Raw genomic sequence first — 25,352 nt, forward strand, 5'->3', positions numbered from 1 at the left:
GATTCAGCGCCTGACCTGCTTGAGTGTCTCGGCAATCAGGAAGGCCAGTTCCAGCGACTGATCGGCGTTCATGCGTGGGTCGCAGTGCGTGTGATAGCGATCCGAAAGACCGTCTTCGGTGATCGGACGGGCGCCGCCGATGCATTCGGTGACGTTCTGCCCGGTCATTTCGATATGGATGCCCCCTGCGTAAGTGCCCTCTGCCTGATGCACCTGGAAAAACTGCTTCACTTCACCAAGGATCTGCGCAAAATCGCGGGTCTTGTAGCCACTGCTGGCCTTGATGGTATTGCCGTGCATCGGGTCGGAGCTCCACAGCACGTTGCGACCCTCGCGTTCGACGGCGCGGATCAACTGTGGCAAATGATCACCGACCTTGTCGGCCCCCATGCGGGCTATCAGGTTCAGGCGTCCCGGATCGTTGTCCGGATTGAGAATGTCGATCAGACGAATCAGGTCGTCGGTGTTCATGCTCGGCCCGACCTTGACGCCTATCGGGTTGTTGACCCCGCGCAAGAATTCGACATGTGCGCCATCGAGTTGCCGGGTACGGTCACCGATCCACAGCATGTGCGCCGAGCAATCGTAATAATCATGGGTCAGACTGTCGCGCCGCACGAAGGCTTCTTCGTAGTTGAGCAGCAATGCCTCGTGGGCAGTGAAAAAGCTGGTTTCGCGCAATTGCGGCGAACTGTCCATACCGCAGGCGCGCATGAACGCCAGGGTTTCATCGATGCGTCCCGCCAGTTGGCTGTATTTGTCGGCCAGCGCCGAGTTGGCAATGAAGTCCAGATTCCACTTGTGCACCTGATGCAGATCGGCGAATCCGCCCTGTGCGAAAGCGCGCAGCAGGTTCAGGGTGGCAGTGGACTGGTTATAGGCCTGGAGCAGGCGTTGCGGGTCCGGCACTCGGCTTTTCTCATCGAAACCGATGCCGTTGACGATGTCGCCGCGGTACGCCGGAAAGGTCACGCCGTCGATGGTTTCGTCATTGGCCGAACGTGGCTTGGCAAATTGGCCGGCCATGCGCCCGACTTTCACCACCGGGCAACCGGCGGCGAAGGTCATCACGATCGCCATCTGCAGCAGCACCTTGAAGGTGTCGCGAATCTTGGCGGCGGAAAACTCCATGAAGCTTTCTGCGCAGTCGCCGCCCTGCAACAGGAAAGCGCGACCCTGAGTCACTTCGGCAAACTGGCGGCGCAACTCCCGGGCTTCGCCGGCAAACACCAGCGGCGGATAGCTGGCCAGGGTCTGCTCGACCTTCCGCAAATGCTCGGCGTCGGGATAGTGTGGTTGCTGCTGGATCGGCAGTGCCCGCCAGCTGTCGGGGCTCCAGGGTTGGCTCATTATTGGCTCTAGGGTTATGCAGTCGGGTCGGCATGTTAGCAGTTCGCAGTTGCTCTGCCAGTGTAGCGCAGAACATTGGAACGGCTTTACGGCCTACAACGTGTGACAAAGCCGTACGCTTGCCCGACAATTCGCATTTTGCGCCCGGCGCAACGATGACCAGGAACGGTGATGACGGAAGAGCGTGAGCGGGTAGAGCGGATTCTGGCTGAGGTCCATGACGACTTCGGCATGATTCGCGTGCTGGAGGTGGAAGATTACCGCTTTCTGGAGTTTGGCGAGGCAATCGAGCAGAGCTGTACCTTCACGGCGGATCCGAGCTGGCTGGAGTACGACTACACGCGGGCGATGCTGATCGGCGCACTGTGTCATGAGGTGCCGGAGAGTGCGCTGTTTCTGGGGCTGGGAGCCGGTACGCTGACCCAGGCCTGTATGAAGTTCCTGCCACTGGAAGACGTGGAAGTCATTGAGCTGCGTCCGGATGTCCCGCGTCTGGCCATGGAGTTCATGGGCCTCGATGACGATCCGCGCCTGTATATACGGATCGGCGATGCGCTGGAGTTGCTGGACAGCGCCGAGCCCGCCGACCTGATTTTTGTCGACCTGTACACCGATGTCGGGCCGGGTGTCGGGCATCTGGCCTGGAATTTCCTGCAGGGGTGTCAGGAACGTCTGAATCCCGGTGGCTGGCTGATCATCAATCAGTGGGCCACCGATGACGGCAAGCCGCTGGGTGCTGCCTTGCTGCGGGGTTTGTACCACCGCCATTATTGGGAGCTGCCTGTGAAGGAGGGCAACGTCATTCTGATCGTGCCATCCGATCTGGATCAGACACTGAATATCGAGGCATTGAATTCGCGTGCCAGGACGCTTGCGCCTCATCTGGGGTATTCGCTGGAGCCGTTGATCAGAACGATTCGTTCTGCGACCTGAGCAGGCCCGACCGTGCACCCTCTGTTCTGAAAACAGGGTGAGACAATTCGCCACACCCTGAGGGTCGGAATATCGTTCGTCGGCATCAACAGGTTAAACGTTTAAGCGGCAACGCCCGCAATCTCGGGCCCGCGCTCTGATCAGGCAGCCTTCTGCCCGGGCTCAGGGCCTGCTGCTGCTCAAGAATGGCGCAACGTTTCGTAAAAAAAGACTCACTAAGGTGCGTAATTCCGGTATAGTGCGCGCCGGCCTTAACACGGCCCTCGTCAAGGTATTGCAGTTCCCCGAAGCCAGCTTCGGTTGCTTGTTCGCACAGCGGACTAGCCTGGACGATCCATTCATCCAACGTTTTCGCAAATCCCCGCCGACAAAGCAGCCAGGGTGACCTCAAGGTCGTACACGGCACGCGCAGCTTTGAAGCATGGGTCTTTGCGGATGCACTAGAGGCAGACCCATGACCCAGGAAATCGGCGGCTTCGCCGCTCTCGAACTTCATCCAAATATCGTTGCAGCAGTTGTCGCCACCGGCTACGAAGAGCCTTCGGCCATCCAGCAGCAATCGATCCCGATTATTCTCGCCGGTCACGACATGATTGGTCAGGCGCAAACCGGTACGGGTAAAACCGCTGCGTTCGCACTGCCTATCCTGCATCGTATCGACCCGAGCAAGCGCGAGCCGCAAGCACTGATCCTGGCCCCGACCCGCGAACTGGCACTTCAGGTTGCCACCGCGTTCGAGACCTACGCCAAACAAATGCCGGGCGTGACCGTTGTAGCGGTCTACGGCGGCGCGCCGATGGGCCCGCAGCTCAAGGCCATCCGCAACGGCGCACAGATCGTCGTCGCAACTCCTGGCCGTCTCTGCGACCACTTGCGTCGCGACGAGAAAGTCCTGGCAACCGTGAACCATCTGGTTCTCGACGAAGCAGACGAAATGCTCAAGCTGGGCTTCATGGACGACCTTGAAGTCATCTTCAAGGCGATGCCTGAAACCCGCCAGACCGTACTGTTCTCGGCCACACTGCCGCAGTCGATCCGTGCCATCGCCGAGCGCCATCTGCGCGATCCGAAGCACGTCAAGATCCAGACCAAGACCCAGACCGTTACCGCGATCGAGCAGGCTCACCTGCTGGTTCACGCTGACCAGAAGACCTCGGCTGTTCTGAGCCTGCTGGAAGTCGAAGACTTCGACGCCCTGATCATGTTCGTCCGCACCAAGCAGGCGACCCTGGATCTGGCAAGCGCCCTGGAAGCCAAAGGCTACAAGGCTGCCGCACTGAACGGCGACATCGCCCAGAACCAGCGCGAGCGCGTTATCGACTCCCTCAAGGATGGCCGTCTGGACATCGTTGTGGCGACTGACGTTGCTGCCCGCGGTCTTGACGTTCCGCGTATCACCCACGTTTTCAACGTGGACATGCCTTACGATCCTGAGTCCTACGTTCACCGTATCGGCCGTACCGGCCGTGCAGGTCGCGAAGGGCGCGCACTGCTGCTGGTAACTCCTCGCGAGCGCCGCATGCTGCAAGTGATCGAGCGGGTGACCGGCCAGAAAGTTGCGGAAGTCCGACTGCCGGATGCCCAGGCCGTTCTGGATGCGCGCATCAAGAAACTGACCAACAGCCTGTCGCCGCTGGTCGCTGATGCCGAATCGACTCATGGTGATCTGCTGGATCGTCTGACTGCCGACATCGGTTGCAGCCCTCGTGCCCTTGCTGCTGCATTGCTGCGCAAGGCTACCAACGGTCAGGCGCTGACTCTGGCGGCTATCGAGCGCGAGCGTCCACTGGTTCCGAACAACGCTCCGCGCGGTGATCGTCCAGAGCGCAGCAGCGACCGTGGTGATCGTCCTGAGCGTGAGCGTCGTGCGTCGGTTCCATTGGCCGAAGGTCGTGCTCGTTGCCGTACCGCGCTGGGTGCGCGTGACGGTATCGCCGCCAAGAACCTGCTCGGTGCCATTCTCAACGAAGGCGGCCTGGCCCGCGAAGCGATCGGCCGGATCCAGGTGCGTGACAGCTTCAGCCTGGTCGAGTTGCCGGAAGATGGTCTTGAGCGTCTGCTGACCAAGCTCAAGGACACCCGTGTCGCCGGCAAGCAGCTAAAGCTGCGTCGCTATCGCGAAGACTGATCAGCCATTGAGCTGATGGGTCAATAAAAAATCCCCGACTGGTTCGGGGATTTTTTTGCGCTGTATTCAGGCAGGCGGGCGTTTTTCTGCGTCAGTCGAACCGATAGATGTCCATCCCGAGCGCGCCCATGGTGAAGCCTTGATGGGCAATGCTGAAGGCACCACCCGCGCCCCTTGCGAAATACAGCGGCAGCAGGTGTTCGTCACTCGGGTGTGCTCGTACCGCATGCGGCGCAAGAGTGCGGTAGCGGTGCAGGGCGGACTCATCGTTGTTGCGCAGCTTGTCGATCATCCAGTCACGAAACTCGACGGCCCAGGGCTCGACCCTTTCGGGTCCGGCATTCCAGTCCAGATCGTACAGGTTGTGCGTGATACTGCCGGAGCCGACAATCAGCACTCCCTGTTCACGCAGGCTGGCCAGTGCGCGCCCTACGTGTGTCTGTAACTCGGGCCCTTGGCGGCTTGGCAGCGAAACCTGCACCACCGGAATATCGGCGTCCGGGTACATCAGCGACAGTGGCACCCAGACGCCATGATCGAACGGTCGTCTGCTATCGACGCGTGTAGGCAGGCCGCTGACGGCCAGTAACTCGACTATTGTCCGGGACAGTTCCGGCAGGCCTTGCGCCGGGTATTGCACCGCAAAGAGTTCAGCCGCAAAACCGCCGAAATCATGCCATGTTTCGGGCTGCGGATTGCTGTTGATGGTGAGTTCATGGCTTTCCCAGTGAGCAGAGACCATCACGATGGCGCGCGGCCTTGGCAGGCTGGCAGCCAGTTGCCTGAGAGCGGGGCCACTTTTGCCGGGCTCCAGCGCAAGCATGGGCGAGCCATGGGAAATAAACAGGCTGGGGAACATTCAAAGCTCCAGAATAAAGGGATGACTCATAGTCGGTCATTTCTATGATCTAAATCTAATATAAGTTCTGGTGCTTTTTTATCGGATTTTCGGGAGGTTTCATGCAGGCTGATTTTTGGCTGCAACGCTGGAGTGCCGGGCAGATTGGTTTTCATCAGTCGCAGGTCAATCAGGACCTGCAGCAATACTGGTCGCTGCTGAAGGTTGCCACAGGGGCGGGTGTTCTAGTGCCGTTATGTGGGAAGAGCGAGGACATGAACTGGCTGATCGGGCAGGGCTGCCACGTGGTGGGTGTCGAGCTGTCCAGGGCGGCGGTCGAGGGCTATTTCAGTGAGCGTGGCGTGCAGCCGGATATTACTGCGCAGGGCGACTTCAACGTCTATTCTGCGCCGGGTATTGAGATCTGGTGCGGTGATTTCTTTGCGTTGACAATGCGCGACATTGGCCATTGTGCGGCTTTTTACGACCGCGCCGCCATGATCGCCTTGCCGGTGGATATGCGTGAACGCTATGTGCAGCAGCTTGAAGCGCTGATGCCGCAGACGTGCAGCGGCTTGCTGATCACCCTGGAATACGATCAGCACCTGCTCGAAGGCCCGCCATTTTCCGTGCCGTACACATGGCTGCAGAGGGTCATGTCAGAAGACTGGGAGGTAAGGAAAGTTGGCGGGCAGGACGCGTTGCACAGCAGTCCCAAGGCGTTGAAGGCCGGATTGGAGCGTATGGATGAGCACGTGTATGTGTTGGAGCGCCGCCTGTAACTCTGAGAACACAAGACTCCCGACTCTCACTTGCGTTGCTGTGCGTTGAGTCGATTTGGGGAGGCAGCACAACGTCATGCCTTGTCCCAGGTCAGTGCACGTTAACGCGCTTTTTTATCGCGAGGGCACTGATCACGCAGAGTGCGACTTGAGTAACGGCTGAGTCCTGGCGCTGATCCGGGGGATCGCCGCACCGTGCCATTCATGGCCCGACGAAGTCGGGCCGAAAACGGAGTGCCCCATCAAAGTAAGTCGCGGAAGGGCGAAAAGGTGGCCGGAGTCGAACCTCTTTTCACCTGGCAAGGATAGCCAGCGTCCAGGACTGCGCCCCCGCGCGGAGCCCGGGGACGATGATCCTTGTGATTCAACCGCGGCGGCGCAGCGCCTCGATGCGTTGCTCCAGCGGCGGATGGCTCATGAACAGGCCTGCAAGGCCTTTCTTGAGTCCGGCGTTGATGCCGAAGGCGGTCAGGCTGTCAGGCATGTTCACCGGTACGCCCTGTTCGGAGCGCAAGCGTTGCAGCGCCCCGATCATTGCACCTGTACCGGCCAGACGGGCACCGGCGTCGTCAGCGCGGAATTCACGTTTGCGCGAGAACCACATGACGATCGCGCTGGCCAGAAAGCCCAGCACCAGCTCGGCAAAGATCGTCGTGATGTAGTAGGCGATACCCTGGCCGTTCTCGGTCTTGAAGATCACCTTGTCGACGAAATTACCGATGATGCGGGCGAAGAACATCACGAAGGTGTTCACCACACCCTGCACCAGCGCCAGTGTGACCATGTCGCCGTTGGCAACGTGGCCGATTTCGTGCGCCAGCACGGCCTTCACCTCATCGGGCGAGAACCGCTCGAGCAAGCCCTGGCTTACCGCAACCAGCGCATCGTTCTTGTTCCAGCCCGTGGCGAACGCGTTGGCTTCATAGGCCGGAAAAATACCGACTTCCGGCATTTTTATGCCCGCATCGCGGGACAGTTGTTCAACGGTCTGCAGCAACCATTGCTCATGGCGGGTACGAGGCTGACTGATGATCTGAGTACCGGTGCTCATTTTCGCCATCCACTTGGAGATGAACAGCGAAAACAGCGAGCCCGCGAAACCGAACACAGCGCAGAAAACCAGCAGCTGATTGAGGTTCAGATCAACCCCGTTGGCCGCCATGAACCCATTGAAGCCGAAAAGGCTCAGGGTGATGCTGGCAATCAGCACGACCGCAAGGTTAGTGGCCAAAAACAGCAAAATGCGCATCATGGTCGAAACGTTCTCCTCAGGTAAATATGTAACTCGATGCCGGGTATATAAGGGGATGCCCGCTGCTATTCAACAGGGGGACTATTTCAAACTGTGTCCTCTTGTCGCAATCAATGTTAATCCCGCCAGGCTGAACGGCGCCTGAGCCAGAGTGGTCGATGCCTGAAGGGATGTGGGCGGGGCGGATACGCTGTTTCGGCAGGGCACAAATAAACTGCCCCGAACAGGTCGGGGCAGGGAGGCAGAGCGAGCGGCTGGGTCTGGTTACTGACGATAACCCTTCAAAAAGTTGCCGATACGGCCAATGGCCTGTTCCAGCTCGTCAACCCGTGGCAGGGTCACGACGCGGAAGTGGTCAGGGTGCGGCCAGTTGAACGCAGTGCCCTGAACTACCAGCAGTTTTTCGGAAAGCAGCAGGTCGAGGACAAACTTCTCGTCGTTGAAGATCGGGCAGACCTTCGGGTCAATGCGCGGAAACGCATACAGCGCGCCCATGGGTTTGACGCAACTGACACCGGGAATATCGTTGAGCAGCTCCCAGGTGCGGTTGCGCTGTTCCAGCAGGCGGCCTGGGGGCAGGATCAGATCGTTGATACTCTGATAGCCGCCCAGGGCGGTCTGGATAGCATGCTGGCTCGGCACGTTGGCACACAGGCGCATGTTGGCCAGAATGTCGAGGCCTTCGATGTAGCTCTGTGCGTTATGTTTTGGCCCGGAAATGGCGATCCAGCCTGAACGGAAGCCTGCGACCCGATACGACTTGGACAGGCCGTTGAAGGTCAGGCACAGCAGGTCCGGGGCCAGCGAGGCGGTGCAGACATGCACGGCGTCGTCGTAGAGGATCTTGTCGTAGATCTCGTCGGAGAACACCACCAGATTATGCTGGCGAGCCAGCTCCAGCATGCCCAGCAGTACCTCGCGGGAATACACCGCACCAGTCGGGTTGTTCGGGTTGATGATCACCATGGCTTTGGTATTCGGGGTGATTTTGGCCTTGATGTCTTCCAGGTCCGGCCACCAGTTGGCCTGTTCGTCGCACAGGTAATGCACCGGGCTGCCGCCGGACAGCGCCACGGCCGCCGTCCATAGTGGATAGTCGGGTGCCGGGACCAGCACTTCGTCGCCGTTGTTGAGCAGCGCCTGCATCGACATCACGATAAGCTCGGAAACACCGTTGCCCAGATAGATGTCTTCGATGCCGACGCCTTCCACCTGCTTCTGCTGGTAATACTGCATGACGGCTTTACGGGCGCTGAACAGGCCCTTGGAGTCGCTGTAGCCTTGCGCAGTCGGCAGGTTACGGATCACGTCCTGCAGGATTTCGTCCGGCGCCTCGAAACCAAACGGTGCCGGGTTGCCGATATTCAGCTTGAGGATGCGGTGGCCTTCCTCTTCCAGGCGTTTGGCGTGCTTGAGCACCGGCCCGCGAATGTCATAACAGACGTTTGCGAGCTTGTTCGATTTGTTGAACTGCATGGTGATGATCCCGAAAATGGACGAGCTGTTGCCGGCTTGCAATGAAGGTCGCAGCACGTTCGCCATGAAAATGGGTTTGTATGCGACAAACGCGGGTGCCAGACTGACGTCTGACCTGGCGCAATCATACGTGCCACCTGATCTGTGGAAAAGGTACAGATCGGGGTTTTTCGAATTCGGAGGTGTACCTGTGGACAAGTTGCAGAAAACGCTTGAAGAGTGGAAAGAGATGCTCGACCCGGCGCAGTACAACGTTTGTCGCCTGAAAGGGACCGAGCGGCCGTTTTCCGGCAAGTACAACGATACAAAGACCGCGGGCGTCTATCACTGTATCTGCTGCAATGAGCCGCTGTTCGATTCCACTACCAAGTTTGATTCCGGGTGCGGCTGGCCGAGTTTCTATGCGCCGCTCGAGGGCAGTGCGGTGGTCGAGGTTCGCGATATGAGCCACGGTATGATTCGTACTGAAGTGGTCTGCGCCAAATGTGATGCGCACCTGGGCCATGTGTTTCCCGATGGTCCGCCGCCGACCGGGCTGCGTTATTGCATCAATTCGGTCTGCCTGGACCTGGTACCACGCGCCTGAGGGCGATGCGGCACCGCGGCATGCAACGGTTGCGGGGCTTATCTATCCGTATCAATACCGGCAATCCGCGTGCGCCGCGTTCCGTCTCACGCTAACGTCAGTGCTCATGTTCCCATCCCGCCACTGCACCTTGAACTCGAGGCCATCCTTGATGAGCGAAAACCTGCTGAGTATCCCGGTCACTACGATCAAGGGAGAACAGAAAACCCTCGCCGATTACGCTGGCAAGGCGGTACTGGTGGTCAATACGGCCAGCAAATGCGGATTCACGCCTCAGTACCAGGGCCTGGAAAAGCTCTGGCTGGACTATAGGGATAAAGGGCTGGTGGTGCTGGGTTTCCCTTGCAACCAGTTCGGCAAGCAGGAACCGGGTGACGAGGGCGCGATCTCCGGGTTCTGCGAGCTTAACTACGGGGTCAGCTTCCCGCTGTTCAAGAAGATCGATGTGAACGGTGCCAATGCTCACCCTTTGTTCGTTCGGCTAAAACAGCAGGCCCCGGGTCTGCTGGGGACCGAGCGGATCAAGTGGAATTTCACCAAGTTCCTGATTGGCAGGGATGGCACGCTGGTCAAGCGCTTTGCGCCTTTGACCAAACCCGAGGAACTGACCGGCGAAATTGAATCGCTGCTGCGCTGAGCCCGCTCAGCCGACGCCATTGAGGGGGATCCACTGATCCAGGATGCTGGCCAGTTCGGCGCGGCGGAACGGCTTGGCCAGATAGTCGTTCATGCCCGCTGCCTTGCAGCGCTCACGCTCATCGGGCATGGCGTTGGCCGTAAGGGCTACGATCGGCAGATTTGGCCAGCGGCCGCTGCTGCGGATCTGGCGGCTGGCTTCGTAGCCGTCCATGACCGGCATGTTGCAATCCATCAACACCAGATCGAAATGGCCTTGCTCCAGTTGTTCCAGAGCCTCGCCGCCATGGCTGCTGATAATCACTTCGCATCCCAGCTTGCCAAGTATGCCCTTGGCCACCAGCTGATTGACCGGGTTGTCCTCCACCAATAAAACCCGCGCCATACGCTGAGCGGTTTGCTCTGGCGCTCTGGTGTCCCTGACGCCTGCTTCCTCCTGACCCAGTACGCGTCGCAGCGTATGGTAAAGCGCGTTGCGGGCCAGTGGTCGGGCCTGCTGTTGCAGAGGGGAGAGGGCGGTAACCTGTTCGCCTGGCATGAAGTTGCCGTAGGCAGTGACCAGCAGGATCGGCACCGGTGTGCTCGGGCGGATCGCAAACAGGCATTCGGGGCAGTCGGTAATGACCAGGTCCGGGCTGCTGTCGAGGTCCACATCCTCCGGGCGATCGTCAATGCTGCGGCGCTTGAGATCGACCCCCCAGGACGGCAGCAGACTGCCGAGAAGTTCTACCAGTCCGCTGCCTGCCGAGCTGACCACGGTAACCCGGCCCCTGAGCGCGGTCTGAGTGACCGCAGGCACGTGCACCGGCAACGGCAAATCAGCGCAGAACTGGCTGCCGAAACCGGACTGCGACTGGATACTCAACGTGCCGTTCATGGCTTCGCAAAGGTTGTTGGTCAGCGCCAGGCCCAGCCCCGTACCGCCATACTGTCGAGTGATGGCGGTTTCTGCCTGAGTGAAGGGCTGGAAGATTTTCGCCTGGGCGTCCTGCGCAATGCCGATGCCGGTGTCGCGCACTTCGATGCGTACCCGGTTCTCTCCGGAGTCGGCGTCCTTATGGTGAGTCAGGCGCACATCCACACGCCCGAAACGGGTGAACTTGAGTGCGTTGGACAGCAGGTTGCTGACGATCTGCCGCACCCGGGTCGGGTCACCGGTGACCATCGCCGGAAAGTCCGGAGCAATCAGACAAGTCAGCTCCACGCTGGGGGCTGCGTTCTGTGAGAGCAGGTTGGCGGTGTCCTCGATGAGCACTCCCAGGTCGAAAGGAATGCGCTCGATTTCCAGGTGACCGGCATCGAACTTGGACATGTCGAGAATATCGTTGAGCAGCTCGACCAGCACCTTGCCCGAGTCATGGGCGATCATCAGTTGCTGGCGTTGCTCGGCACTGAGCGGGCTGTCCAGTGACAGGGCCAGCATGCCCAGCAGGCCATTGAGCGGCGTACGGATTTCGTGGCTCATGTGCGCGAGAAAAGCCGAGCGCGCATGGGCCATGTCCAGCGCCGTACTGCGTGCTATCTGCAGTTCCTCATTGGATTCACGAAGGCGTATGTTGCTGGCCTTGAGCTCGTTGGTGCGTGCCGAAACGATATTTTCCAGCTCGTTGAGATGTTCGGTCAGTCGGTCTTCGGCCATGCGCCGTCTGGAAAACTCGCTGCTCATGGTTTCGAACTGACGATTGAACGTGGCGACCAGTACGCCGATTTCATCCTGTTCATGATAAGGCGGGCAGGTTATTTTCCCTTGGTCGGGATCGCGCGGATCGCGACTGCTCAGTTCGCGGATCACCCTCACCAGCGGCTTGGTCAGGGTGGCGTAGAACAGAATGGTCAGAATACCGGCCAGTGCCAGACTGCGAACGAAGCCGTTGAGCAGAGTGATTTCGGCACGTTGCAGAAAATGGCTGCCGAAAGCGAAGGTGTCCACGGTCAGGTACAGTGTGCCGATGGTTTCATCCGGCAGATGGTTGAGGTGCAGTTTTTCCTGAAACTGTCGGCTCTCGCCGAACAGCCAGTCGCTGAGCATCCGATAACGTCCTGTTGCCATGAGGCGGTCGACGCTGGAGAGCACCGCGTCATTGTTATCGGTCAGTCTGGCACTGACCACGGCAGGGGAACGCAGCAGCCCGAGCGTGAGCTCCTGAGCCAGCTCTGAGTCGATGTTGTAGGCAATGCGTGATGCCGGGTTCTGAATGATTTCCAGCAGCGACTTGATTTCGCGATTGATGGACGCGTCTTCGCTGGCATAATCGATCGCAATCTGGAACAGGCTCAGCAGGGTCCCCAGCGCGAAGCCGATCAGTACGGCAAGACGCGCCTGCTTGAACGAAAGCCTGTTTTTGAGCGATATATCCATGAGTACTTACTGCCACTTCTGGTTGGCCAAGCATAGCTGATAGGCACTGCTGACCAATCAGTTAAATATAAGGAGATCCCGTGGATTCTCGGTTGGATGCTTTTTTGCAACGCGCCGATGCCGTGCTGGCACGCCTGGAGCCGTTGCTGCCAGCGTTGCGCGAGCCGGTCGACTGGTCGCAGGCGCTGGCCGCGCGTTGGGTGCAAGAGGGGCGTAGCGGCTATCTGATGCCATTGCAGGTGAGCCTGGATACGCGTCTGACCGATCTGATCGGTGTCGACCTGCAGCGCGATCAGCTAGGGCGCAATACACGCCAGTTCATCGATGGCCTCCCAGCCAATCATGCGTTGCTCTGGGGCTCGCGCGGCACCGGCAAATCGTCCTTGATTCGCGCTCTGCTGGCCGAATATGCCTCGGCCGGTCTGCGCCTGATCGAGATCGAGCGTGATCATCTGGGCGACCTGCCTCGGGTGGTCGAGCAATTGCACGCACTGCCGCAGCGCTTCGTGCTGTTCTGCGATGACCTGTCCTTCGAGTCGGGTGAAGATGATTATCGCGTGCTGAAAAGTGTGCTCGACGGTTCGCTGGAGCAGGCACCTGACAACGTGCTGCTGTATGCGACGTCCAATCGCCGTCATCTGGTGCCCGAGAAGGAAAGCGATAACGTTGACTGGAAGCACGTCGACGGCGAATTGCACCCCAGCGAGGCCGTGGAAGACAAGATCGCGTTGTCTGACCGGTTCGGTCTGTGGCTGTCGTTCTACCCGTTCACTCAGGAACATTATCTGAACGTGGTCGAGCACTGGATCACGCAACTGGCAGACAAAGCCGGCTTGCAATGGCAGCGCGACGAAAGCCTGGAAAAAGCCGCGATTCGCTGGGCGACCGCGCGAGGTAATCGCAATGGCCGCTGTGCCTTTCAATTTGCACGTTACTGGGTAGGACTTGAATTGTTGGAGCAACATACATGATTGATTTGCAAACTACCGGCGCTGGCCTGGATGGCTACAGTCTGCTGGCCGCCCAGCTTGAGTCGTTGCTGGCCGATGAGCGCGACTTCATCGCCAATGCCGCGCAGTTCTCTGCGTTTCTCTATACGCAGATCGATGACCTGAACTGGGCTGGCTTTTACCTCAATCGCGATGAAGAGCTGGTGCTGGGGCCGTTTCAAGGGCAGATAGCGTGCGTACGCATTCCTTTCGGCAAAGGCGTTTGCGGAGCCGCAGCGCAAAGTCGGCAAACCCAGCGTGTTCAGGATGTTCATGAGTTTCCCGGACACATCGCCTGCGACAGCGCATCGAACAGCGAGCTGGTGGTGCCGCTGGTCAAGGACGGCCATCTGATCGGCGTGCTGGACCTGGACAGTCCAAGTGTGGGGCGTTTCAAGGAGGAGGATCAGGCGGGGATCGAACGTCTGGCCGCTATCTTTCTGGCATCGACCGACTGCTGAGCCGGTCGGCCTGCCGCTGCCCGGAACCTGGTTCCGGCAGCGGCGGTGGAGTCATCAATCGTAGATGACTTTCTTCTTCCATTCGGATTCTGTTTCGTCTGCTTTCAAGCCTTCGGTCAGCGCGTTGTCGTCGTCTTCGGAAGGCGCAGTGTTGGTCAATACCATCGAGTTGGCGCGGGCCAGTTGTTTTTCCATCGCCAGCAAGTGCTGTTGATAAGTCACCGGGTCCGGCTGATTGCGCAAATACTGTACGCCGCGTTCGAACGCCAGGCGAGCCTGGCCGGGCTGGTCCTGGCTGAGGGCCATCTGCCCGAGGTTATTGAAAAACTCGATGTGCAGCGTAACCAGAATGGTGCGGATCTCACGGATCCAGTGTTTGGCTTCGCTGGTTTGCAGGAAGCCATCATGCGCAGCGCGGGTCACCTGGCCATGCAGGGCTTCAAGCAGGAAGCGCACGTCCTTGGCCTTGGCTTCGGTCTGAATCGGCGTGACCGGGTTGGGCACGTCAATGCGCTCGCCTTTGCCGATCTGTTCTTCCAGCTCGCCAATGCGGTGCTTGAGCTGAGCGTTGCCCTTGTCCAGGTTCAGCATGCGCTGGACGACGTTGAGTTCCAGGCGGGTGAGCAGCAGCTTCAAGGCTGGTGACATCAACTGGCCGGGAAATACTTCGGTGATCTCGCTGCAGCGACGCAGGCGATCACTGAGCTCAACCTTGGTACGGGCCTTTTCCAGTTTGCCGTTTTCAGCGACGTGATTCAGGTAGCCGATCGCGATAAGCAGTGCGATACCTGCTACTACCATCAGCGTGATCATGAGTGGAGTCACTGTGCAAACCTCATTTGTTCAATTAGTTTTAGTGCGAGTGTAGTGGCTAAGCACTACTGCGCATAGATGTCCCTCCTGGAGTTTGTCGGCATCTCTTCTATATAGATTAGGCAGCCGAGCGATTGGCGACAATCGGTCGGCGTCCGAACGACATCGAAGTTATTGATTTCAATAAATTTTCAGATGGGGGTTGACGACCCCCCAAACCATCCATAGAATGCGCGCCACTTACAGCGTAAAGCACACAGCGTAGCGCAAATAAGTAGTGAATGTTGTACGTGTGTCCCCTTCGTCTAGTGGCCTAGGACACCGCCCTTTCACGGCGGTAACAGGGGTTCGAGTCCCCTAGGGGACGCCATTGCGGGAATAGCTCAGTTGGTAGAGCACGACCTTGCCAAGGTCGGGGTCGCGAGTTCGAGTCTCGTTTCCCGCTCCATTTTTAAGCAGCTTTGCTTCACGGCAGGGTTGAGTGAAACCAGAACACATCTCCGGATGATGTCTGGAACTGAAACACACACCATTGTGTTTCAGGCAGTGTCCCCTTCGTCTAGTGGCCTAGGACACCGCCCTTTCACGGCGGTAACAGGGGTTCGAGTCCCCTAGGGGACGCCATATTGCGGGAATAGCTCAGTTGGTAGAGCACGACCTTGCCAAGGTCGGGGTCGCGAGTTCGAGTCTCGTTTCCCGCTCCAAATTCACAAAAACGCCGCTCATCAGAGCGGCGTTTTTGTTTGTGCGTTTTGACATCTCTATAAAGATTTTTTCTTCCCTTATGCTTATTCCGGGTTCTGTCTCGACGCCAGTAATTCGTCGAGCTGCGGCAGCAAGGTCACGCTTTCCTGTTCATTGGAATCGGTACGTGCGACCAGAACCGTTGCTTCTCGCTTGCTACTGCGGTTATAGGGCACATGCGGCATGCCCGCCGGAATATAAAAGAAGTCGCCTTCCTCTACGATTGCATGTTTTTCCAGCGACTCTCCATACCAGCAGCCTGTCGCTCCACGCAGTGCATAAATAGCGGTTTCATGCTCCTGATGCTTGTGTGCCTTGCCTTTGCCTCCTGGCGGGATCGTCAGCAGTTGCATATGGATATGCCGGGCACCGGCACTTTGTGCAGAGATGCCGACTTGATAATCCAGCCCCTGTTTGCCTTGAGCGGTCTGAGCGGGTTTCAAAAGGACACAATCAAGTTGATCACTGGCCACGGTTTTCTCCTCGCCTGATGCTCGAACGAACTTGTCCACTGAGCCCGCTGCCCGATCAGGGCAGGGGATATCGAACAATATGCCTGATGGGCGGGAGCATAGCGCAGGTGTTGGCGTCGATCAAGTGAAAGAAACGCCATGCCTTTCTCGATGTCTGGTGTGATGCATCAAGGCATTTGCGGCAGTTCATTGGGTCGCATATCAAACACCAGCACTTCTGCGTCAACGCCCTCGCTCAGGCGTATGGCCTGTTCGTTACGCACGCGTACCCCATCTCCTTCGCCCAGTTGCTCGCCATTGAGCACTACACTGCCACGCGCAACGTGCACGTAGGCATAGCGGTTGGCCGCCAGCTCCAGGGTCGCGGCTTCATCGCCATCGAACAGGCCGGCATACACCCGAGCGTCCTGGCGCACCTTGAGCGCACCGTTCTCGCCTTCCGGCGAAATGATCAGTTGTAAACGACCGCGCTTCTGTTCGGCACTGAAATGCTCTTGCTGGTAGTTCGGCGTTGCGCCTGCAACGTTCGGCACAATCCATATCTGTAGAAAGTGCACGCCCTCGGACGGCGAGTGGTTGAACTCGCTGTGCGCCACACCGCTGCCGGCACTCATCAGTTGCACGTCGCCAGGGCGAATCACCGAACCGGTGCCCAGCGTATCTTTGTGCTCCAGAGCGCCTTCCAGCACGTAAGAGAAAATCTCCATGTCGCGGTGTGGGTGCTGGCCAAACCCCTTGCCTGCAATCACGCGATCGTCGTTGATCACCAGCAGGTCGGAAAAACCCTGCTCCTGCGGATTGCGATACCCGGCAAAGGAAAAGGTGTGAAAGGATTTCAGCCAGCCATGATTGGCTGCGCCGCGGTCGGAAGCTTTGCGAAGAGTCAGCATGATTCTTTCTCCATCCGTCTATCGACGCCGCACATTCAGCAATCGATCAAGTGAGACAGAGACTACGGGTTATCGACTGTCACAATAAGTCCTTGAAAGGCGAATGACTGTCTCGCTGTGGTTGACAGTGCGCACTGACGCGTTACGCTTTGTCGCATAGCATTCTGCGTTTATCCAGGCCACGACCATGAACCCTTTTGAAGACATGCGGATTTTCTGCCAGGTCATGGAGTCCGGCAGCTTCACGGCGGCGTCCGACAAGCTGGGCCTGTCCAAGCAATTTGTCAGTCGCCGCCTGATGCAACTGGAGGCGCGGCTGGGCGTGCGCCTGCTCAACCGCTCTACGCGACGTCTGGATGTCACGCCCTTGGGTCAGAGTTATTACGAATCAGCCGTGCGCCTGCTGGCCGAGGTCGAGCAGGTCGAGCAGGGGATTGCCGGGCAGAATAACGAGCCGCGTGGCACCCTGCGCCTGAGTGCGCCGCTGTCGTTTGCCGTCGCGCATCTGGGGTGTCTGCTGCCACTGTTCCTGGAGCGCTATCGCGATGTGGCAGTGGAAGTGGACTTGAGTGATCGTGCGGTGGATGTGATCAGTGAAGGCTACGATCTGGTTCTGCGTATCGGGGTGCTTGAAGACTCCAGCCTGATTGCCCGACGCATCGCGTCGATCGACCGGGTCTACTGCGCCAGTCCGGCCTACCTGGCCAAGCGTGGCACACCGCAAAAACCTGACGACCTGCATGCCCATGATTGTCTGCCCTATGGTCACAGCCGTCAGGCGCAATGGCGTTTTCAGTGGCAGGGCAAGCCATTGACCCTGAACGTCAGCGGGCGGATGCGCGCCAACAATGGAGAACTGCTCAGAGACTCGGCGATGGCCGGGCTGGGCATCACTTATCTGCCGACGTTCATCGTCGGCGCAGCGCTGCGCGAAGGCAGTCTGGTACGAGTGCTGGATGACCTGCGGCCCGAGCCATTGACGTTGTCGGCGGTTTACCCCCAGCACCGACAGGCCTCACGCCCGGTGCAGGCCTTCGTCGATTTCCTGCGTGAGCGCCTGGAGTCAGGTATCGAGCTCAATGATCCGCAAGGCCGAGGTCATCACTGAAGCGGCTTTAGATGATTTTTTTGCATCTTAGGCTAGAACAAAAATGAATTTAGCTAATTTTCGTCCGGGTGGTAGGGTCATTGCCGATCACGTCGATCTGTCCGATGCCTCTGGAGACCCTGCCCGTGCCGACAATCATTATCCGCTGGAGCCGACGCCTGTTGAAGGGGCTGGCCCTTGTCCTTGTGGCCGCGCTGAATACTCAGGCTGCCGATCTCATCGTCGGTGATCAGAGTTACAGCGCCCGGACCGTCATGGAAGCGGCCGGTGTACTCAAGGATCTTCCCTACGAGCTGGAATGGAAGCAGTTCACGGCAGGCTCTCCGGTTGCAGAAGCATTGAATGCCGGCAGTCTGGATATCGGCTTGCTGGGTGATTCGCCCGCGCTGTTCATGGGCGCGCTGGGTGCTCCGATCAAAGTGATCGGCGTGTCGCGGCAGAATCTCGAGGGTGTTGCGATTGTGGTGCGCAAGGATTCGCCGATCAAAACCGTCGCTGATCTGGCCGGCAAGAAGGTCGCCATCTGGAAAGGATCGTTCAGCCAGCAGTTGATGCTGACTGCGCTGGACAAGGCGGGTGTCGCCCGCGATGCCGTGGATTATCGCTACCTTGGCGCACTGGACTCTTCCCATGCACTGGACGGTGGCTCCGTGGATGCCATTGCGACCTGGGAGCCCTATATCACTCAACAGGAGCGTCAGGGCGCACGGATCATCGCGACCGCCGAGGGGCTGATCCCTGCGCAAAGCTTCATTGTTGCCAACGATCAGGCGATCAAGGACAAGCGTGCGCAGATCAGTGATTTCCTGCAACGCCTGCAAGCTGCCCGCGCCTGGTCGGTCAGTGATCCACAGCACAATGAAATCTATGCCAATGCCTGGGCCACGCTGACCAAGGCCGATGCACACGTGGCGCGCCGCTGGTTTTCCCGGGCTCAGGTCGTGGTGGTGCCGATTACCCCGCAAGTGGTGGACGGCGCACAGCAGACCATCGATTTTTTCAACAAAGCAGGGCTGACCAGGCGTTATCCTGCTGCCAGCGTATTCGACGAATCGTTCAATGCGGTGCTGGACAGCCAGACGCAGGCCGCCCGCTGAACGACTGTTTTGTCCGGGAGCCTTCACCATGAGCTTTACATCATTGCACTGGGGCACCTATCGCCCGCAGGTCAAGGGCGGAAAACTGGAAGCATTGTTGCCTGTGGAATGGGACCAGGACCCTTCACCGATTGGTGATTCGGTTGCCGACGCCATAACCTCGCCCACTCGCGTCATGCGCCCGGCGGTACGTCGCAGTTTTCTTCAACAGGCAGGCGGGCGTCCCGATTTGCGCGGGCAGGAACCGTTCGTCGAGGTCTCCTGGGAGGTCGCACTGGATCTGGTCGCCAGTGAGTTGCAGCGTGTCAGGCACGAGTATGGCAACCGGGCCATCTTCGGCGGCAGCTATGGCTGGGGCAGCGCAGGGCGCTTTCATCACGCGCAAAGCCAGCTGCATCGTTTCCTCAACTGCATAGGCGGTTATGTATTCAGTACCGACAGCTACAGCCTGGGGGCCGGACGCGTACTGATGCCGCACATCGTCGGCAACATGGACTGGCTGCTGGCGGCGCATACGTCCTGGAAGAACCTCGCCGAACACTGCGAGCTGTTCGTTGCCTTCGGTGGTCTGCCGGCCAAGAATGCGCAGACCAGCCCCGGCGGTGCCAGTGATCACCTGCTGACCGACGCGCTGCAGTGCATGTCTGACGCCGGTGTGGAGTTCGTCAATGTCAGCCCGTTGCGTGATGATCTGGTGGGCCCTGAGCATAACCAGTGGCTCGCTGTACGACCAGGCAGCGACACAGCGTTGATGATGGCGCTTGCCTGGGTATTGATCAGCGAAGGTCTGCACAACGAGGATTTCGTCCAGCGCTACACCGTGGGCTACGACCGCTTTCGCGATTACCTGCTGGGGCGTACCGACGGCCAGCCGAAGGACCCGCGCTGGGCCGAGGCATTGACCGATATCCCCGCGCAGCAGATTGTCGCGCTGGCACGGCGCATGGCCAGCAAGCGCACCATGATCAACGTCGCCTATTCCTTGCAGCGTTCGCTACATGGCGAGCAACCATTCTGGATGACCGTTACCTTGGCCGCGCTGTTGGGGCAGATCGGCTTGCCCGGTGGCGGTTTCGGGTTGGGTTACGGCTGCATGAACAATACCGGCAGTGGCCGCAAGGCGTTTTCCGGGCCGCGTTTTTCCCAGGGCAGCAACCCGGTCAAGGACTTCATTCCGGTCGCGCGGGTGACGGATATGTTGCTCAACCCCGGTACATCCTTCGATTACAACGGTCAGCAACAGACTTACCCGGATATCCGCCTGGTGTATTGGGCGGGCGGCAACATCTTTCATCATCATCAGGACCTCAATCGGCTGCTCGAAGCGTGGCAGCGGCCGCAAACCATCATCGTTCACGAACAGTTCTGGACCGCTCAGGCGCGCTACGCCGATATCGTGCTGCCGGCCACCACGGCGCTGGAGCGTGACGATATCGGCAGCTCGGCCTCTGACCGCTTCATGATTGCCATGCAACAGGCCATCGAGCCGGTGGGCGAGTCTCGCGATGACTATTCGATTCTGTCCGGGCTGGCCCGGCGGCTGGGTGTGGCAGATGCGTTTACCGAAGGTCGCGATGCGCGCGGCTGGCTGCACTTTATCTATGACGAGTCTCGGCAGCGGGCCGAAACGTTCGGTATTACGCTGCCTGATTTCGAGCAGTTCTGGCGTGACGGTTTGCTGGAAATAGACTATCCGCAAGCCGACACCGTGTTGCTCAAGTCCTTCCGCGATGACCCTGATGCGCACCCATTGCCGACACCGTCCGGACGCATCGAGATATTTTCCGAACGCATCGCAGGCTTTGGCTATGCCGATTGCCCCGGCCATCCGGTATGGCTGAACAAGCCAGCGCCGGCCCATGCACTGCACCTGCTGTCCAATCAACCGAAAACCCGCCTGCATAGCCAGTACGACCACGGCAGCTACAGCCGCGCTTCTAAAATTCAGACGCGCGAGCCGCTGACCATTAACCCGCACGACGCCCAGTCGCGCGGGCTGATCGATGGTGACGTGGTCAAGGTCTTCAACGAGCGGGGGGCGTTTCTGGCCGGGGTGATCGTATCGGATGGCATTCGGCCCGGCGTGGTGCAAATAGCCACCGGTGCCTGGTTCGATCCACTGGTGCCTGGCGAGCAGGGCAGCCTGGAAAAGCATGGGAATCCCAACGTGATCACTCAGGACGTCGGTGCGTCCAGCCTGTCGCAAGGCTGTGCGGCGCAGACTGCGTCGGTGGAAATCGTCAAATGGACAGAGGCATTGCCGCCAGTGACGGCGTTCGAGCCGCCGTCCTTGCTCTGAAAAGGCGTTACCGACCGCTTTGCTGGTCTTTGCTGCGCGCCGCGAAAGCGGCCTTGCCGACGCCCATCAGCACCGCATCGTTCTGCGGTGTATGCACCCGGCCGCACAGGACATTACGGTAATGGCGCTGCAGCGGGTTACTGCGTGAAAGTCCTGGATTTCCGGACGCTTCTATGGCCAGTTCCACCGCGCGGATCGCATTGCCGGTTACCAGGTATTTGATTTGCGCAGCATGCTGTGCCGGTGTATGGCCATGAGCCGCAGAGTGCAGCAGGCTCTGGTTGGCGAACAGCAGCGTGTCGATCTGCCCGACGGCTTCCTGAAAGCGTGGCAAGGTCGACAAGGCCGCGCCGAGGTTGGATGGCGTGCGCTGCTCAAGCCAGTGCACCAGCCAGTCGCGTGCGGAGTGGGCGATGCCGTCATAGACCGACGACAGCAATACCGACATCCACAGCATGCCTGCCCCATCAAGCTCGGATTGCGGAGCGCTCCACGGGCTCACGCTGACGGCGTGGTCGAGCGGCACCCGCACGTTGTCGAATCTGACTTCGTGGCTACTGGTGGCGCGCATGCCCAGGTGATCCCAGTCCTCGATGATTCTGATGCCCGGTGTGTCCTTGTGGACCAGCCAGCTGCCCACCAGCGGGTCATCGTCATCGCTGCGTGCCCATACGGCAAACCAGGTCAGGCCATGACTGCCGGTGGAGTAGATCTTGCTGCCGCTGATGTGCCAGCCGTCGGCGCTGCGGCGGGCGACGGTGCCTGGCAGACCGCCGCGCGCCGGTGTTCCCAGGTCGGGCTCCACGCGCAGGGCATTGATCAGCGCGCCATCGCGTACCGCTTCCTCGGCGACCTGTACGCGTAGATGGCTCGGCCAGTTGCGGTTTTCTTGCAGCCTCGAATGCTGCAGGTATTGCATAACCAGAATCAGCGCCGTTGAAGGCTCACCTTTCGCCACCGCGCTGACCACCTGCTGCGCACGCGGCAGATCGGCACCGTCGCCGCCCAGTTCGGTCGGCACGGTCAGGCCAAGCAGGCGATGGGTGTGCAGCAACTGGAAGTTGGCATGAGGGAATTCGGCGCTGATGTCGTACTGCTCGGCGGTTTCAGCCAGTGTGGCGGTCAGCGCAGCCAGCCTTTCGCTGAAGTCTTCAGCCGACTCGGGTGACGGGACATGCTGGCGCGGGGTCGGGCGCAGGGTCGAGAGTGTCATGCGGGGGTCCTTTTCGCAGCGGTTATGCAGCATTCATTGAGCAGCAGCCTGAGCGATCTGCGCGCGTGATGCGTTGAAGCTTTTGTCGAAGCCTGTGGAAACGTCAATCCGTCTGGTCAGGATGCCTTCGGCCAGGTAGGTGTCAGCGGTGTTTTGCAGGCCCTGAACAATCTGATCGTCAATCGGCGTGCGCTGCATTTTCGTCGCCTTGGCCACTGCCAGATGCACCGACAATGGCAGGCCGGTGACCTTCGCCTGGGCAGCAGCATATTCTTCGGGGTGGGCATTGGACCAATTGAAGGCGCGCTCCACGCGAGCGACGAAATCATCCAGTTGGGCGCGTTTGCTTTCGATGGCTTTGCTGGTAGCAGCGAGGTAAAGGTGATTGCTCAACAGTTCGCTGCCACTGACCAGCACGCGAGCGTCACTTTGCGTGATGGAAATCGTAGTGTATGGGTCCCAGGTCGCCCAGGCATCGGCATCGCCGCTGTCCAGCAGCAGGCGCGATTCGCTGGGCAGCAGGTTGATAAAGGTGACGTCACTGGTTTTCAGCCCGGCCTCCTGCAAGGCGCGGATCGCCAGATAATGGCCGATGGAGCCACGTCCGGTGACGATACGTTTGCCTTTCAGGTCGGCAACGGTCTTGATCGGCGAGTCTTTCGGCACCAGCACCGCCGTGGTGAAGCGCCCCTGGGCGTGAGTGATGCTGACCACCTTCAACGGCGCACCCGCGCCCAGAGCGAATACATAGGGCGCATCACCCAGTGCACCGATATCCACAGCGCCCGCATTCAGTGCCTCTCCCAGAGGTGCCGCCGAGGGGAACTCGGAAAACTGGATCTCGTACGGCACATCTTTGAGTTCGCCGGAGACTTGCAACAGTATTTTCAGCAGTGACTTCTGATTGGCGACCAACAGCGGAGCCTGTTCGGCAGCCACCGCCTGCTGGCCTGCCAGCACACTGAGCAATGCGCCCAGCAACAGGCTTTTGAGGGCCAGGGGAAATTTCAAAAAAGGCAGCATTGAGGTGTTTCTCCATTGAGTTGATCGGTCGGCCAGACACTTATCGTTCCTCACGCTCCAGCGTGGGAATGCCTTGGGTGACGCTCCGCGTCACAAATCCGCGCCGCACCGCAGGTTCACGGCTGGACGCGGAGCGTCCAGAAATGCATGCCAGCGCTGAGCATTGGCACGATAGCCATGCACACGCTCAGATCACGTGAAACCCATGTGTGCCGTCACGCCCTAGTTGTTCTACCAGGCCATACTCCCAGTCCAGATACGCCTGCATGGCTTCACGCGGCGCATCGGTGCCTTCATAGGGGCGGCGGTAGCGGTCGATGCGTGGCGAGGCCAGTCGGCTTTCGCCGTGCTCCAGTGGCTGACCGGCCTTGATCCAGCTGGCGGTGCCGCCGTCGAGCAGAAACACCGGTTTGTCGGTCAGGGCCTCGACATCGGCCACAGCAAAGCGCGCCAGACGGCTGCTGCCGCAGGTCAATACATAACGATCGGCGGCGGGTATCTTCTCCAGCGCCTGTTTGAGGTCGGCGCGCAAGGTCCACCAGGCACCGGGAATGTGCTGTTTGACATAGTTGGCGCTGGCCGTGAAGTCCAGCACCGCCACGTCCACCTGTGTCTGCCATTGAATGAGGGTCTCGACGCTGATCGCTTCCACATGTGGCGGTGTCGGGAAGGGCGCGTCCCAGTCACCCGGTTCGCTGAAATCTGTGGCCTCCAGATCATCGATCACCGCCACGTCCCAGCCCAGTTGCGCCAGCCACGAGGCCGACATGTTGGCGCGTACGCCGTCATCGTCCAGCAGGACGATTCGTGCGCCGCGTACGCTGGCGAAATGATCGGTTTCCTGCACCAACTGTCCGCCTGGAGTCGAGCGCGCACCGGGCAGATGGCCTTTGGCAAACTCTTCCGGGGTGCGTACATCGAACAGGTAGGTGGTGCGTGATGCCTCGGTTTGCCAGTGTTGCAGATCAGCGCGACTGGCCCGTTTGACACCGGCGCGGTCGGCGACCTTGCGCGCATCGGTACTGGCTGCCTCGCGGGTTTCTTCGCTGACCGCCGCAAAGCGCCGGTTCTGACCATGGTCCAGCGTCTGACCGGCGAGCAGCCAGCCAATCGTGCCATTGCGCAGGGCGCTGATCTGGTTGGGAAGCCCCGCGTTGACCAGCGACTGAGTGCCGATGATGCTGCGCGTACGGCCAGCGCAGTTGACGATGATTCGCGTGTTCGGGTCCGGTGCCAGTTCCCGCGCCCGCAGTACCAGCTCGGCTCCCGGCACGCTGATGCCGCCGGGAATGCTCATGGTCTGGTATTCGTCAAAGCGCCGGGCATCCAGTACGACTACATCGGCGTTGCTGTCGAGCAGGGCCTTGACCTGTTCAGCCGCCAGCGACGGCGTGGCACGCTGATGCTCTACCAGTTCGCCAAACGCCTTGCTTGGCACATTCACGTCGATGAACAGCTCGCCGCCCGCGTCACGCCAGCCTTGCAGGCCACCTTCGAGCAGTTTGACGTTGCTGTAGCCCAGTGCCTGCAGACGTTGCAGGGCGACGTGCGCCAGGCCTTCGCCGTTGTCATACAGAGTCACGGCGGTATCACGGCGCGGAATTCGCGAGAAAACCTCCAGCTCCAGTTTCGACAGCGGGATGTTCACGGCAAACAACGGGTGAGCCTCGGCAAAGGACGCTTCTTCACGTACGTCTACCAACGCCAATTCCTGGCGTTCCAGCAATGCCTGACGAACGTCGGCGAAAGATCGGGTGGCGGGTGTGGTCATCGGGCGGGGCTCCCTGTTGGCTGATCCTGATGGGGCGTGGCAGTACTGACGGCATTGGAATAGCCGGAGATAAAAAGCTTTTCGGTGCCGTCGAGGTCATAAACCGCACGCTTTACGGTGCCGATATCGGC

General features: G+C 59.6%; 21 protein-coding genes, 4 tRNA genes and 1 pseudogene. 14 read left to right on the forward strand and 12 right to left on the reverse strand.

The features are described from left to right. Positions 1-3 precede the first annotated feature (3 nt). Positions 4-1,350, reverse strand: a complete 1,347-nt coding sequence (locus ALO80_RS15595; RefSeq protein WP_054987906.1) for a class II 3-deoxy-7-phosphoheptulonate synthase — start codon at positions 1,348-1,350, stop codon at positions 4-6. A 171-nt stretch (positions 1,351-1,521) separates the two neighbouring features. On the opposite strand from ALO80_RS15595, the gene ALO80_RS15600 reads away from it, so the two are divergent. Continuing rightward, positions 1,522-2,283 carry a spermidine synthase gene (locus ALO80_RS15600; RefSeq protein ID WP_055009639.1) on the forward strand — a complete coding sequence of 254 codons (762 nt, stop codon included), beginning with the start codon at positions 1,522-1,524 and terminating at the stop codon, positions 2,281-2,283. Between the two features lie 421 nt (positions 2,284-2,704). Continuing rightward, complete coding sequence (locus tag ALO80_RS15610) at positions 2,705-4,411, forward strand: DEAD/DEAH box helicase (RefSeq protein WP_174518956.1); 1,707 nt, start codon at positions 2,705-2,707, stop codon at positions 4,409-4,411. Positions 4,412-4,502: 91 nt separating this feature from the next. Here the strand turns inward: ALO80_RS15610 and ALO80_RS15615 are convergent, their stop codons facing one another. Then, positions 4,503-5,270, reverse strand: coding sequence for a DODA-type extradiol aromatic ring-opening family dioxygenase (locus tag ALO80_RS15615; RefSeq protein WP_055009642.1), 768 nt, complete (start codon positions 5,268-5,270; stop codon positions 4,503-4,505). Between the two features lie 101 nt (positions 5,271-5,371). On the opposite strand from ALO80_RS15615, the gene ALO80_RS15620 reads away from it, so the two are divergent. Next, positions 5,372-6,031 (forward strand): thiopurine S-methyltransferase, encoded by a 660-nt coding sequence (locus tag ALO80_RS15620; RefSeq protein WP_055009643.1) that lies wholly within the window; start codon positions 5,372-5,374, stop codon positions 6,029-6,031. Between the two features lie 364 nt (positions 6,032-6,395). On the opposite strand, the gene htpX is transcribed toward ALO80_RS15620, so the two are convergent. Both htpX and ALO80_RS15630 read right to left on the reverse strand, forming a co-directional pair. After that, on the reverse strand, positions 6,396-7,283 hold the full coding sequence (gene htpX, locus ALO80_RS15625; RefSeq protein ID WP_003369784.1) for a protease HtpX: 888 nt from the start codon (positions 7,281-7,283) through the stop codon (positions 6,396-6,398). A 264-nt stretch (positions 7,284-7,547) separates the two neighbouring features. Then, on the reverse strand, positions 7,548-8,759 hold the full coding sequence (locus ALO80_RS15630; RefSeq protein ID WP_054987914.1) for a pyridoxal phosphate-dependent aminotransferase: 1,212 nt from the start codon (positions 8,757-8,759) through the stop codon (positions 7,548-7,550). Between the two features lie 190 nt (positions 8,760-8,949). On the opposite strand from ALO80_RS15630, the gene msrB reads away from it, so the two are divergent. Further along, the gene (gene msrB / locus ALO80_RS15635; protein ID WP_055009656.1) at positions 8,950-9,345 is read left to right on the forward strand and encodes a peptide-methionine (R)-S-oxide reductase MsrB; all 396 of its coding nucleotides are present in this window, start codon (positions 8,950-8,952) and stop codon (positions 9,343-9,345) included. Positions 9,346-9,496: 151 nt separating this feature from the next. Further along, the gene (locus tag ALO80_RS15640) at positions 9,497-9,982 is read left to right on the forward strand and encodes a glutathione peroxidase (RefSeq protein WP_054987911.1); all 486 of its coding nucleotides are present in this window, start codon (positions 9,497-9,499) and stop codon (positions 9,980-9,982) included. 6 nt (positions 9,983-9,988) lie between these two features. Here ALO80_RS15640 and ALO80_RS15645 read toward each other — a convergent pair whose 3' ends face one another. Beyond that, positions 9,989-12,340: a hybrid sensor histidine kinase/response regulator gene (locus ALO80_RS15645; protein WP_055009644.1), complete on the reverse strand. Its 2,352-nt coding sequence runs from the start codon at positions 12,338-12,340 to the stop codon at positions 9,989-9,991. Between the two features lie 80 nt (positions 12,341-12,420). Here ALO80_RS15645 and ALO80_RS15650 point away from each other — a divergent pair, with 80 nt between their 5' ends. Beyond that, positions 12,421-13,311 (forward strand): ATP-binding protein, encoded by an 891-nt coding sequence (locus tag ALO80_RS15650; protein WP_055009645.1) that lies wholly within the window; start codon positions 12,421-12,423, stop codon positions 13,309-13,311. Further along, positions 13,308-13,790, forward strand: a complete 483-nt coding sequence (locus tag ALO80_RS15655; RefSeq protein ID WP_055009646.1) for a GAF domain-containing protein — start codon at positions 13,308-13,310, stop codon at positions 13,788-13,790. Before ALO80_RS15650 ends, ALO80_RS15655 begins: the two co-directional genes overlap by 4 nt. A 54-nt stretch (positions 13,791-13,844) precedes the next feature. Here ALO80_RS15655 and ALO80_RS15660 read toward each other — a convergent pair whose 3' ends face one another. Further along, complete coding sequence (locus ALO80_RS15660) at positions 13,845-14,603, reverse strand: hypothetical protein (protein WP_054986344.1); 759 nt, start codon at positions 14,601-14,603, stop codon at positions 13,845-13,847. Between the two features lie 294 nt (positions 14,604-14,897). Between ALO80_RS15660 and ALO80_RS15665 the strand changes: the two genes are divergently transcribed. From ALO80_RS15665 to ALO80_RS15680, 4 genes are all read left to right on the forward strand, one after another. Beyond that, positions 14,898-14,973, forward strand: a tRNA-Glu gene (locus ALO80_RS15665). Positions 14,974-14,975: 2 nt separating this feature from the next. Further along, a tRNA-Gly gene (locus ALO80_RS15670) sits at positions 14,976-15,051 on the forward strand. Between the two features lie 100 nt (positions 15,052-15,151). Continuing rightward, positions 15,152-15,227: transfer RNA gene (locus ALO80_RS15675), tRNA-Glu, on the forward strand. A 4-nt stretch (positions 15,228-15,231) separates the two neighbouring features. Beyond that, a tRNA-Gly gene (locus ALO80_RS15680) sits at positions 15,232-15,307 on the forward strand. An 84-nt stretch (positions 15,308-15,391) separates the two neighbouring features. Here the strand turns inward: ALO80_RS15680 and ALO80_RS15685 are convergent. Beyond that, a complete protein-coding gene (locus ALO80_RS15685; RefSeq protein ID WP_055009647.1) occupies positions 15,392-15,820 on the reverse strand; it encodes a cupin domain-containing protein in 429 nt (142 codons plus the stop codon). 167 nt (positions 15,821-15,987) lie between these two features. Beyond that, a complete protein-coding gene (locus ALO80_RS15690; RefSeq protein ID WP_055009648.1) occupies positions 15,988-16,710 on the reverse strand; it encodes a pirin family protein in 723 nt (240 codons plus the stop codon). A gap of 187 nt (positions 16,711-16,897) precedes the next feature. Between ALO80_RS15690 and ALO80_RS15695 the strand changes: the two genes are divergently transcribed. The 3 genes from ALO80_RS15695 (at position 16,898) to ALO80_RS15705 (ending at position 21,214) form a co-directional block, all read left to right on the forward strand. Then, positions 16,898-17,818 carry a LysR family transcriptional regulator gene (locus tag ALO80_RS15695; protein ID WP_055009649.1) on the forward strand — a complete coding sequence of 307 codons (921 nt, stop codon included), beginning with the start codon at positions 16,898-16,900 and terminating at the stop codon, positions 17,816-17,818. Between the two features lie 104 nt (positions 17,819-17,922). Next, positions 17,923-18,915 carry an ABC transporter substrate-binding protein gene (locus ALO80_RS15700; RefSeq protein ID WP_174518957.1) on the forward strand — a complete coding sequence of 331 codons (993 nt, stop codon included), beginning with the start codon at positions 17,923-17,925 and terminating at the stop codon, positions 18,913-18,915. A gap of 28 nt (positions 18,916-18,943) precedes the next feature. Beyond that, positions 18,944-21,214, forward strand: a complete 2,271-nt coding sequence (locus ALO80_RS15705; protein ID WP_055009651.1) for a molybdopterin guanine dinucleotide-containing S/N-oxide reductase — start codon at positions 18,944-18,946, stop codon at positions 21,212-21,214. Between the two features lie 7 nt (positions 21,215-21,221). Here ALO80_RS15705 and ALO80_RS15710 read toward each other — a convergent pair whose 3' ends face one another. The 4 genes and pseudogenes from ALO80_RS15710 to ALO80_RS29650 form a co-directional block, all read right to left on the reverse strand. Continuing rightward, a complete protein-coding gene (locus tag ALO80_RS15710; protein WP_055009657.1) occupies positions 21,222-22,427 on the reverse strand; it encodes an acyl-CoA dehydrogenase family protein in 1,206 nt (401 codons plus the stop codon). Between the two features lie 33 nt (positions 22,428-22,460). Further along, a complete protein-coding gene (locus ALO80_RS15715; RefSeq protein WP_055009652.1) occupies positions 22,461-23,450 on the reverse strand; it encodes an ABC transporter substrate-binding protein in 990 nt (329 codons plus the stop codon). 187 nt (positions 23,451-23,637) lie between these two features. Then, positions 23,638-25,221, reverse strand: coding sequence for a rhodanese homology domain-containing protein (locus ALO80_RS15720; protein WP_055009653.1), 1,584 nt, complete (start codon positions 25,219-25,221; stop codon positions 23,638-23,640). Continuing rightward, a pseudogene (locus ALO80_RS29650) lies at positions 25,218-25,352 on the reverse strand (cysteine dioxygenase); the annotation flags it as partial. The pseudogene ALO80_RS29650 and the gene ALO80_RS15720, both read right to left, overlap by 4 nt.

Origin of the sequence: Pseudomonas caricapapayae, from assembly GCF_001400735.1 — a bacterium.
GTDB lineage: Bacteria > Pseudomonadota > Gammaproteobacteria > Pseudomonadales > Pseudomonadaceae > Aquipseudomonas > Aquipseudomonas caricapapayae.

Excerpts from the sequence above, each read along its gene's own strand:
- ALO80_RS15695 (WP_055009649.1), top strand. The coding sequence starts at position 16,898 with ATGAACCCTTTTGAAGACATGCGGATTTTCTGCCAGGTCATGGAGTCC.
- ALO80_RS15690 (WP_055009648.1), bottom strand. The coding sequence starts at position 16,710 with ATGCTGACTCTTCGCAAAGCTTCCGACCGCGGCGCAGCCAATCATGGC.
- ALO80_RS15620 (WP_055009643.1), top strand. The coding sequence starts at position 5,372 with ATGCAGGCTGATTTTTGGCTGCAACGCTGGAGTGCCGGGCAGATTGGT.
- ALO80_RS15600 (WP_055009639.1), top strand. The coding sequence starts at position 1,522 with ATGACGGAAGAGCGTGAGCGGGTAGAGCGGATTCTGGCTGAGGTCCAT.
- ALO80_RS15645 (WP_055009644.1), bottom strand. The coding sequence starts at position 12,340 with ATGGATATATCGCTCAAAAACAGGCTTTCGTTCAAGCAGGCGCGTCTT.
- ALO80_RS15720 (WP_055009653.1), bottom strand. The coding sequence starts at position 25,221 with ATGACCACACCCGCCACCCGATCTTTCGCCGACGTTCGTCAGGCATTG.
- ALO80_RS15700 (WP_174518957.1), top strand. The coding sequence starts at position 17,923 with ATGCCTCTGGAGACCCTGCCCGTGCCGACAATCATTATCCGCTGGAGC.
- ALO80_RS15660 (WP_054986344.1), bottom strand. The coding sequence starts at position 14,603 with ATGATCACGCTGATGGTAGTAGCAGGTATCGCACTGCTTATCGCGATC.
- ALO80_RS15615 (WP_055009642.1), bottom strand. The coding sequence starts at position 5,270 with ATGTTCCCCAGCCTGTTTATTTCCCATGGCTCGCCCATGCTTGCGCTG.
- htpX (WP_003369784.1), bottom strand. The coding sequence starts at position 7,283 with ATGATGCGCATTTTGCTGTTTTTGGCCACTAACCTTGCGGTCGTGCTG.
- ALO80_RS15705 (WP_055009651.1), top strand. The coding sequence starts at position 18,944 with ATGAGCTTTACATCATTGCACTGGGGCACCTATCGCCCGCAGGTCAAG.
- ALO80_RS15630 (WP_054987914.1), bottom strand. The coding sequence starts at position 8,759 with ATGCAGTTCAACAAATCGAACAAGCTCGCAAACGTCTGTTATGACATT.
- ALO80_RS15710 (WP_055009657.1), bottom strand. The coding sequence starts at position 22,427 with ATGACACTCTCGACCCTGCGCCCGACCCCGCGCCAGCATGTCCCGTCA.
- ALO80_RS15640 (WP_054987911.1), top strand. The coding sequence starts at position 9,497 with ATGAGCGAAAACCTGCTGAGTATCCCGGTCACTACGATCAAGGGAGAA.
- ALO80_RS15595 (WP_054987906.1), bottom strand. The coding sequence starts at position 1,350 with ATGAGCCAACCCTGGAGCCCCGACAGCTGGCGGGCACTGCCGATCCAG.
- ALO80_RS15655 (WP_055009646.1), top strand. The coding sequence starts at position 13,308 with ATGATTGATTTGCAAACTACCGGCGCTGGCCTGGATGGCTACAGTCTG.
- ALO80_RS15715 (WP_055009652.1), bottom strand. The coding sequence starts at position 23,450 with ATGCTGCCTTTTTTGAAATTTCCCCTGGCCCTCAAAAGCCTGTTGCTG.
- ALO80_RS15610 (WP_174518956.1), top strand. The coding sequence starts at position 2,705 with ATGGGTCTTTGCGGATGCACTAGAGGCAGACCCATGACCCAGGAAATC.